At 47.2% G+C, this 1,283-nt stretch carries 1 protein-coding gene; it reads right to left on the bottom strand.

Annotated features, from left to right (window positions below; genetic code table 11):
• On the bottom strand, window positions 1-1,283 hold a 1,283-nt coding region (locus tag R7D93_RS25495), incomplete at both ends, for a DNA topoisomerase 3 (protein ID WP_318129581.1).

A 1,283-nucleotide genomic window follows, 5' to 3' on the forward strand; every position in this document is an offset into this window, starting at 1 on the left:
ACCTTGCCTTGTCAATAACTGACGCTTAAAGAGCGTATCCAAAATACCCGCACGAGTCGCTTCCGTACCTAATCCATCTGTGTCGCGCAGAATTTTTTTCAACTCTTTATCGGCAACATAACGAGCAATTCCCGTCATCGCTTGCAGCAGAGTAGCTTCAGTAAAGTGTTTTGGTGGCTCAGTTTTTCGGTCTTTAATTTCACCTTCACGACATGTTAACACCGTGCCTTCACTTAACGGTGGCACCGCATCAATACCTTCGTCTTCTTTATCCGTTTTTCCCATCAGCGCTTTCCAACCTGGCGAAACAAGTTGACGACCTTTGGCAATGAAAATGCCACCAGCGATGTCGAATACCAATTTCGCTTCGGCATAGACAGCCGCAGGATAAAACTGCATTAAATATTGGCGCGCAATGAGCTGATACACTTTCATTTCGTTGCCAGACAGTGCATTAACGTTGGCTTGCTTAGGCGTTGGAATGATGGCGTGGTGAGCATCGACTTTTTTGTCATTCCACGCTTTCGACTTAATCGATAAGTCGGCACCATTCACTGCGCTTTGCAGTTCTTTGGCGTTGTTTGCAATAGCGGATGTAACCGTTCCAGCTTGAGAATAATGCTCCAACGGCAAGTAGCGACAATCAGAACGCGGATAAGTGATCAGTTTGTGCTTTTCGTATAGTGCCTGACAAGTATCTAGCACCTGCTGCGCACTCATGCCATAACGCTTTGCTGCATCAATCTGCAAAGCAGATAATGAATATGGCAATGATGCAGATTGCTTGGTTTGCTTCTGCTCTGATTCCTTCACTATCGCTGGCTGGTTCGCGATCCGATTAGCGACGTTTTCGACTAACTTGCGATTTAATACTCGCCCTTCTTCATCCTGCCATGGTTTGCAAGCCTCACTGGGTTTCCAGCGTGCGCGAATATCAAACGCCCCATTTTGGTCTTGATACGGGATCAATGCGTGCAGCGTGAAGTAATCTTTCGGAACAAAGTTTTCAATTTCTTCATCTCGACGGACGACAAGCCCTAGAACCGGAGTTTGCACACGCCCAACCGAGAGCACACCTTGGTAGCCAGCCTTTTGTCCCAGCAAGGTATAAGCGCGAGACATATTCATTCCGTACAACCAATCCGCTCGCGAGCGCGCAAGAGCAGAAACAGACAGAGGAATAAAATCACGATTGCTGCGCATTGAGCTTAGTGCGCGCTTCACTGCAGATAAGTTCAAGTCAGAAATCAGCAAACGCTGTGTCGCTTCTTTCTTAGTTTTGG

The organism is Vibrio sp. YT-15 (genome assembly GCF_033337445.1).
Classification (GTDB): Bacteria; Pseudomonadota; Gammaproteobacteria; order Enterobacterales; family Vibrionaceae; genus Vibrio; species Vibrio alginolyticus.